The organism is Streptomyces anatolicus (genome assembly GCF_019400875.1).
GTDB classification, from domain to species: domain Bacteria; phylum Actinomycetota; class Actinomycetes; order Streptomycetales; family Streptomycetaceae; genus Streptomyces; species Streptomyces anatolicus.
On the sequence record NZ_WMBF01000320.1, the window covers coordinates 1 to 7,286 of the forward strand.

The 7,286-nt window shown below is 70.0% G+C and carries 8 protein-coding genes; 1 reads left to right on the forward strand and 7 read right to left on the reverse strand.

Annotation, left to right across the window (positions count from 1 at the left end; all coding sequences use genetic code 11):
* The coding region (locus GKQ77_RS23515; protein ID WP_219690918.1) for an SURF1 family protein at window positions 1-544 on the forward strand (544 nt) is incomplete at its 5' end.
* A gap of 19 nt (window positions 545-563) precedes the next feature.
* Here GKQ77_RS23515 and GKQ77_RS23520 read toward each other — a convergent pair.
* The 7 genes from GKQ77_RS23520 to GKQ77_RS23550 form a co-directional block, all read right to left on the reverse strand.
* A complete protein-coding gene (locus GKQ77_RS23520; RefSeq protein WP_258021823.1) occupies window positions 564-1,637 on the reverse strand; it encodes a hypothetical protein in 1,074 nt (357 codons plus the stop codon).
* The gene (locus GKQ77_RS23525; protein WP_219690920.1) at window positions 1,634-2,296 is read right to left on the reverse strand and encodes a SigE family RNA polymerase sigma factor; all 663 of its coding nucleotides are present in this window, start codon (window positions 2,294-2,296) and stop codon (window positions 1,634-1,636) included. The genes GKQ77_RS23520 and GKQ77_RS23525 overlap by 4 nt, the downstream gene beginning before the upstream one ends.
* A gap of 394 nt (window positions 2,297-2,690) precedes the next feature.
* Window positions 2,691-3,749, reverse strand: coding sequence for an aspartate-semialdehyde dehydrogenase (locus GKQ77_RS23530; protein WP_125514110.1), 1,059 nt, complete (start codon window positions 3,747-3,749; stop codon window positions 2,691-2,693).
* Window positions 3,746-5,026: an aspartate kinase gene (locus GKQ77_RS23535; RefSeq protein ID WP_125514109.1), complete on the reverse strand. Its 1,281-nt coding sequence runs from the start codon at window positions 5,024-5,026 to the stop codon at window positions 3,746-3,748. The genes GKQ77_RS23530 and GKQ77_RS23535 overlap by 4 nt, the downstream gene beginning before the upstream one ends.
* 226 nt (window positions 5,027-5,252) lie before the next feature.
* A complete protein-coding gene (locus tag GKQ77_RS23540; protein WP_219690921.1) occupies window positions 5,253-5,921 on the reverse strand; it encodes a DUF5063 domain-containing protein in 669 nt (222 codons plus the stop codon).
* A complete protein-coding gene (recR, locus tag GKQ77_RS23545) occupies window positions 5,914-6,513 on the reverse strand; it encodes a recombination mediator RecR (protein ID WP_125514107.1) in 600 nt (199 codons plus the stop codon). Before recR ends, GKQ77_RS23540 begins: the two co-directional genes overlap by 8 nt.
* Before the next feature lie 72 nt (window positions 6,514-6,585).
* Entirely contained in the window at window positions 6,586-6,927 is a 342-nt protein-coding gene (locus GKQ77_RS23550; RefSeq protein WP_219690922.1) for a YbaB/EbfC family nucleoid-associated protein, read from the reverse strand.
* Between the last annotated feature and the right edge of the window lie 359 nt (window positions 6,928-7,286).

Sequence of the window (7,286 nt, forward strand, 5' to 3'; positions counted from 1 at the left end):
GTACGGCGAGCAACTCCTCGTACCCGACCGGGAGTTGGACGACAAGCGCGGTTTCTACGTGCTGACCCTGCTGCGCACGGAGAGCGGCAAGTCGCTGCCGGTGGTCCGCGGCTGGCTCCCCGGTGACGCGAGCGCCGCCAAGGCCCCGGCCGCCCCGAAGGGCGAGGTCACCGTCGAGGGCGCCCTCCAGGCCTCCGAGAGCCCCGGCTCCAACGGGGTGAGCGCCGCCGGCGGGCTCCCCCGGGGCCAGCTGGGCGCGATCAGCTCGGCCTCGCTGGTCAACCTCGTACGCGATGACGTGTACGACGCCTGGGTCACCCTCGACAAGGGCGACTCCGGCATGAAGGCGGTCCCCGCGAGCGCGCCGAGCAACACCGGCCTGGACCTCAAGGCCTTCCAGAACCTCGGCTACACCGGCGAGTGGTTCGTCTTCGCGGGCTTCGTCGTCTTCATGTGGTTCCGGCTGTTCCGCCGCGAGGCGGAGGTCGCCCGAGACGCGCGGCTCGGCCTGCTGACGGACGCGAAGGAAGCGCCCGCCCCCTAGACCCCGAGGGGCCCACCGCCTACGACGCGGGCAGGATCCCCGTGCGGTAGAGCGTCCCGGCGCAGGCGTTCGGGACTGTCGTGGTCGCCGAGGGCGAGCCCGCCTCCGCGGTCAGGGAGACCAGGACGCTGCCGTCGAGCACTCCGCCGTCCGCCCGCCCCAGCTGGGGCTCCAGGCCGTCGTTCGAGCCGCCGTCCGGGGTGCCGCCGCCCTCGGTGGGCGTCGGGTCGGGGGTGGGCTCGCCGCCGTTGGTCGGGCAGGTCTCCGACGGCACCCAGGCGAAGCGCACCTCATAGGCCGCGCCGGGCTGCAGGACGAGCGGGCTCGCCTCCAGCGAGGGGTCGGGCAGGGCACCCGCCGCGTCGCCCGCCGTATGGTCCACCACCGTGACCTTCGCGGGGTCGGCCGCGCCCTGCGCCGTGGCGCTGACCGCGCCCGCCGCCTCGATCGTGCAGCTGCTGTCGGAGACGTTGGTGACGCGGAAGCTGCCGTAGACCTTGCTGTCGGCCTCCGCCGGGCCCGCGCCGCCCGTCGCGCCGAGCTGGGCCGCGGAGCAGATGGGCGAGGTGGCGGCCTCGGAGGCGCCGGGGTCGGGCGATCCCGTACCGCCGCCGCCCGTGCCGCCCTTGCCCTTGCCGTCCTTCTTGCTCTTCTTGTCCTTCTTGTCCTTCTCCTTGGACTTGCCGGGCTTCTTGCCGGTGTCCTTCTGGCCGGAGTGGGGACCCTTGCCCTGGCTGGAGCCGCCCTGCGACTCCTGGCTGTTGCCCGCGATCGAGGGCCGGTCGTCCGAGCCGCCCCCGGAGTTGGTGACGTGCACCAGCGCCGGGACCGCGGTGCCGATGAAGAGGGCCGCGGCGGCGAGGCCGACGACGGCCTGGCGCTTGCGGGCCCTGCGGGCGGGGACCGCGCGCCGCAGGTGTTCGAGGGAGCGCTCGCTCGGCTCGATCTCCTCCACGGCCTGCCGCATCATCCGCCGCAGCGCCAGCTCGTCGGAACCGAGCCCGCCCGGTTCTTCTTCGGGGCCGTGGTTCACGTTTCCGTTCCCGCCATGCTGCTCAAGTCCGCCCTGCTCGTCCCGCTTGCGCTCACTCATGCCGGCGCCTCCATGGCGACCCTCAGGGCCGCGATGCCGCGCGAGCCGTACGCCTTCACCGAGCCCAGGGATATGCCCAGGGTCTCGGCGACCTGCGCCTCGGTCATATCGGCGAAGTAGCGCAGCACGAGGACCTCGCGCTGGCGCCGCTGGAGGCCGCGCATCGCCTTGATCAGCTCGTCGCGCTCCAGCAGGTCATAGGCCCCTTCCTCGGCGCTCGCCATGTCCGGCATCGGCTTGGAGAGCAGCTTCAGCCCGAGGATGCGCCGCCTGAGCGCGGACCGCGAGAGGTTCACCACGGTCTGGCGCAGATAGGCGAGCGTCTTCTCGGGGTCCCGCACCCGCTTGCGCGCGGAGTGGACCCGGATGAACGCCTCCTGCACCACGTCCTCGCAGGACGCCGTGTCGTCCAGGAGCAGCGCGGCGAGGCCGAGCAGCGACCTGTAGTGGGCGCGGTAGGTCTCGGTGAGATGGTCGACAGTGGTGCCCGCGGTCATCGTGTCGTCAGCGCCCTCGCGCTGCGCGGGAAGAGCGGCGGGCCGCGCCGCGGGCATGGGCGCGATCACCGGCATGCCGCCGGGCGCGCGGGTACGACGAGGGGGACGCAGCGCTGCCGCGCCTCTCGCCTGTACCGCTGTGAAGTCGAGTACCTCTGCCACGCCTGTTGGACACGCTTCCCCCCGTCAGGGTTGTACGCATCCGGCATCGCGTTTGCGGCGAGTCGCGCGGGCATCGCTCGTGACGATGCATCAAATGCCCCCATGCGTACCAGCTCTTCCCCTATGCCCCAATTTTGCGGCGCTCAGGCCACCCCTGAGGGTGACCGCTAAAGACGCCCCCGCCCCGCTGCCGGTTGCAGTGATCGGACGGGAATCTTCGAACGCGGAGATGATCCAGTTCAAGCGCGCTGGGTCACCGAGTTGGACACAGAACTTACACAGATGCCGCGAAGATCTTCGCTCTGGGGCCGCATACCGATCGGTTTGCGGGGCATACGGACTGGTTGGGCTCACGCCGGAGCGCGCCGCGCTCAGCCCGCCGCGGACTCCCCGCTCAGCCCGCCGTGAACTCCTTGGCCACCAGCTCAGCGATCTGCGCGGTGTTCAGGGCAGCCCCCTTGCGCAGGTTGTCCCCGCACACGAACAGCTCCAGGGCGGTCGGATCGTCCAGGGCGCGCCGCACCCGGCCCACCCACGTCGGGTCGGTGCCGACCACGTCCGCCGGCGTCGGGAACTCCCCCGCCGCCGGATCGTCGAACAGCACGACCCCCGGCGCGGTGGCGAGGATCTCGCGCGCGCGGTCGACCGTGACCTCGTCCTCGAAGCGGGCGTGGACGGTCAGGGAGTGGGTCGTGATGACGGGTACCCGTACGCACGTGGCGGCGACGCGCAGCCCCGGCAGGCCGAGGATCTTGCGGGACTCGTCGCGGACCTTCATCTCCTCGGACGACCAGCCGTCGTCCCTGAGCGTCCCGGCCCACGGCACGACGTTCAGCGCCACGGGCTCCGGGAAGGGCCCCGTGTCGTCGCCGACGGCGCGGCGTACGTCTCCGGGGCTCGTGCCCAGCTCGGAGCCCGCCACCAGCTTCAGCTGGCGGCGCAGCGTCTCCACGCCGTCGCGGCCGGCCCCGCTCACCGCCTGGTACGAGGAGACGATCAGCTCGCGAAGACCGAACTCGGCGTGCAGCGCGCCGACGGCCACGATCATGGAGAGGGTCGTGCAGTTGGGGTTGGCGACGATGCCGCGCGGGCGCACGCGCGCGGCGTGCGGATTGACCTCGGGGACCACGAGCGGGACGTCCGGGTCCATCCGGAAGGCCGCGGAGTTGTCGACCACGACGACGCCCTTGGCCGCGGCGAGCGGCGCCCACCGGGCGGCCACCTCGTCGGGCACGTCGAACATGGCGACGTCGACCCCGTCGAAGACCTCCTCGGACAGTGCGAGGACCTCGACCTGCTCACCGCGCACGGCCAGCTTGCGGCCGGCCGAGCGCGGAGAGGCGACGAGTCGGATCTCGCCCCAGATGTCGGCGTGCTGCGACAGGATCTGGAGCATGACCGTGCCGACGGCCCCGGTCGCTCCGACGACCGCGAGCGTCGGCTTTCGGCTCATCGGCCGGTGCCTCCATAGACCACGGCCTCGTCCGTGTCGGAGTCCAGGCCGAAGGCGGTGTGCACGGCGCGCACGGCCTCGTTGACGTCATCGGCGCGCGTGACGACCGAGATGCGGATCTCGGAGGTCGAGATCAGCTCGATGTTGACGCCCGAGTCGCTGAGCGCCTCGAAGAAGGTCGCCGTGACGCCGGGGTTGGTCTTCATGCCGGCGCCGACGAGGGAGATCTTCGCGATCTGGTCGTCGTAGCGCAGGGAGTCGAAACCGATCGCCGAGCGCGTCTTCTCCAGGGCGTCGATGGCCTTGCGGCCCTCGTCCTTGGGGAGGGTGAAGGAGATGTCGGTCAGGCCCGTCGAGGCGGCCGACACGTTCTGCACGACCATGTCGATGTTGACCTCGGCGTCCGCGATCGCGCGGAAGATGGCGGCGGCCTCGCCCGGCTTGTCCGGCACGCCGACGACCGTGATCTTGGCCTCGGAGGTGTCGTGCGCGACACCGGAGATGATGGCCTGCTCCACCTTGCGGGCTCCTTGCTCGGAGGGTGATTCGTTGCTGACCCACGTGCCCTGGAGTCCGCTGAAGGACGAGCGCACGTGAATCGGGATGTTGTAGCGGCGCGCGTACTCCACACAGCGGTGGAGGAGCACCTTGGACCCGGAGCTGGCCAGTTCCAGCATGTCCGCGAACGAGATCCAGTCGATCTTCCGCGCCTTCTTCACCACACGCGGGTCGGCGGTGAAGACACCGTCCACGTCCGTGTAGATCTCGCAGACCTCGGCGTCGAGGGCGGCGGCGAGGGCGACGGCGGTCGTGTCCGACCCGCCGCGGCCCAGCGTGGTGATGTTCTTGCCCTCCTGGCTGACGCCCTGGAACCCGGCGACGATGGCGATGTTGCCCTCGTCGATCGAGGTCCTGATCCGCCCGGGGGTGACATCGATGATCCGCGCCTTGTTGTGGACGGAGTCGGTGATGACGCCGGCCTGGCTGCCGGTGAACGACTGGGCCTCGTGGCCCAGGTTTTTGATCGCCATGGCGAGCAGCGCCATGGAGATGCGCTCTCCGGCGGTCAGCAGCATGTCGAATTCACGCCCGGCAGGGATCGGCGATACCTGCCCGGCAAGATCGATCAACTCATCCGTCGTGTCGCCCATCGCCGACACCACGACAACGACCTGATGGCCGTTCTTCTTGGCGTCGACGATTCTCTTGGCGACCCGCTTGATGCCCTCGGCATCGGCTACGGAGGAGCCTCCGTACTTCTGCACGACAAGGCCCACGTGCGCTCCTCGCTCAATCCGTTGTGCGGTCGGCTCAGTTTAACGAGCGGCCGAAATTCGCCTCGTGGATATCACATCGTGAGATGTTCTGCTCACCAGATGATCGTCACAGGCGTACGTTCCCGCTGGTCGGGACGGACGTTCCGGTCGCTCGGCTTGGCACATGCCCGCTGTGGAGCGCTGCACTCCGGAAAGTGGGGCGGCTCACAGAGCGGGCCGCGCGGGGCTACTGGACCGGCTTGACCGTGTGCAGGCCCAGCGGGCCCGCGATCTCCTGCGCCATCACCCTGCCGGCCTCCTCCGCGAGCGCCTCCTCGGCGAGGTCCTCGTCCGTGTCCAGGCCGTCCAGGTCCTCCAGGGGCTGGTTCAGGCGGACGTGGGCCACCAGGGACTGGAGGGCGCGCAGGGTGGCCGACGCGGTCGAGCCCCAGTTCGAGAAGTACGAGAACTGCCACCACCACAGGGCCTCGGTCGTGCGGCCCGCGCGGTAGTGGGCCAGACCGTGGGAGAGGTCCGCGACGACATCCGCGAGGTCGTCCGAGATACGGGCGGGCACGGGCGCCTTGCGGGGCTCGTACGGATCGAAGACCTCGGAGTAGACGTCGATGGGGTCCAGGAGCAGCGCGAGGCGCTCCCGGAGGTCGTCGACGTCCTGCTCCGGGCCGAGGTCGGGTTCGTACCGCTCATCGGGGACGATGTCCTCGTGCGCGCCCAGGCGGCCGCCGGCCAGCAGGAGCTGGGAGACCTCCAGGAGGAGGAAGGGGACCGCCGAGTCCGGCTCGTCGCCCTTCGCGACCTCCCTGACCGAGACGATGAAGCTCTCGATCTGGTCGGAGATCTGCACCGCGAAGTCGTCCGGGTTGTCGGTCACGGTGTTCAGCGTGGCGTCAGACATCTAGGAGTCGTCTCCCCTCGAAAGCGCGGCCCAGGGTGACCTCGTCCGCGTACTCCAGATCTCCCCCGACAGGGAGTCCGCTGGCCAGGCGGGTGACCTTCAGGCCCATGGGCTTGATCATGCGTGCGAGGTACGTCGCTGTCGCCTCGCCCTCCAGATTCGGGTCGGTCGCCAGGATCAGCTCCGTGACGGTGCCGTCCGCGAGCCTCGCGAGGAGTTCCCGTATCCGCAGATCGTCCGGGCCCACGCCCTCGATCGGGCTGATCGCCCCGCCGAGGACGTGGTACTTCCCGCGGAACTCGCGGGTCCGCTCGATCGCCACGACGTCCTTGGGCTCCTCGACCACACAGATGACCGAGAGGTCGCGGCGCGGGTCGCGGCAGATGTTGCACAGCTCTTCCTGGGCGACGTTCCCACAGGTCGCGCAGAAGCGGACCTTGTCCTTCACCTCAAGGAGGGCGTGCGCGAGCCGGCGGACGTCCGTGGGCTCCGTCTGGAGGATGTGGAAGGCGATCCGCTGCGCGCTCTTGGGACCGACGCCGGGCAGCCTGCCCAACTCGTCGATGAGGTCCTGAACCACGCCTTCGTACAACGGAACGCCTTTCCTGAGGTCCTTGAAGGACGGTGCCGATTCTCTACGTACGGTAGATGGCCGAGGGGTTTCTTAGAAGGGAAGGCCCGGGATGCCTCCGCCGCCAAGGCCCTGGGCCAGCGGGCCGAGCTTCTGCTGCTGGAGCGTCTGCGCGTTCTCGTTGGCCGCCTGGACCGCCGCGACCACCAGGTCCGCCAGCGTCTCGGTGTCCTCCGGGTCCACGGCCTTGGGGTCGATCACCAGGCCGCGCAGCTCGCCGGAGCCGGTCACGGTCGCCTTGACGAGACCGCCGCCCGCCTGTCCTTCGACCTCCGTGCGCGCGAGCTCCTCCTGCGCGGCCGCGAGGTCCTGCTGCATCTTCTGGGCCTGCTGGAGCAACTGCTGCATGTCGGGCTGGCCACCACCGGGGATCACGATCAGCTCCCTTTCCTACGGGTCACGAGCGGGTGCACGGGCGCGTGCACGAGGCGGGGTTTCCGCCTGAAACGAGCCTACGTGGTCAGGGGTGCCGTCGCCCCAGCACTCTTTCGAGTGAGATCAGCCGTCTTCCTATACCTGATCAAGCGCCTCTTCCGGGCGGAAAAGCCGTGAAACGGCGCTCAGGGCCACCCATTGGGCGGTAGGACTTGTGCCACCGCATCGGCCGGACAACGTTGCGCCACCGCAGGGAACAGCCCCGCAGGGAACAGTCAGGGATCTCGTAGAGGAGTGCCGGGTGAGCCAGCCGGAGATGCAGCCCGATGGGGTGCCCCCCGAGGGCCAGGGTGCGGGGG

Bases quoted from the DNA above. Each gene is read 5' to 3' on its own strand.
- GKQ77_RS23520 (WP_258021823.1), bottom strand. From the start codon at position 1,637: ATGAGTGAGCGCAAGCGGGACGAGCAGGGCGGACTTGAGCAGCATGGC.
- GKQ77_RS23530 (WP_125514110.1), bottom strand. From the start codon at position 3,749: ATGAGCCGAAAGCCGACGCTCGCGGTCGTCGGAGCGACCGGGGCCGTC.
- GKQ77_RS23540 (WP_219690921.1), bottom strand. From the start codon at position 5,921: ATGTCTGACGCCACGCTGAACACCGTGACCGACAACCCGGACGACTTC.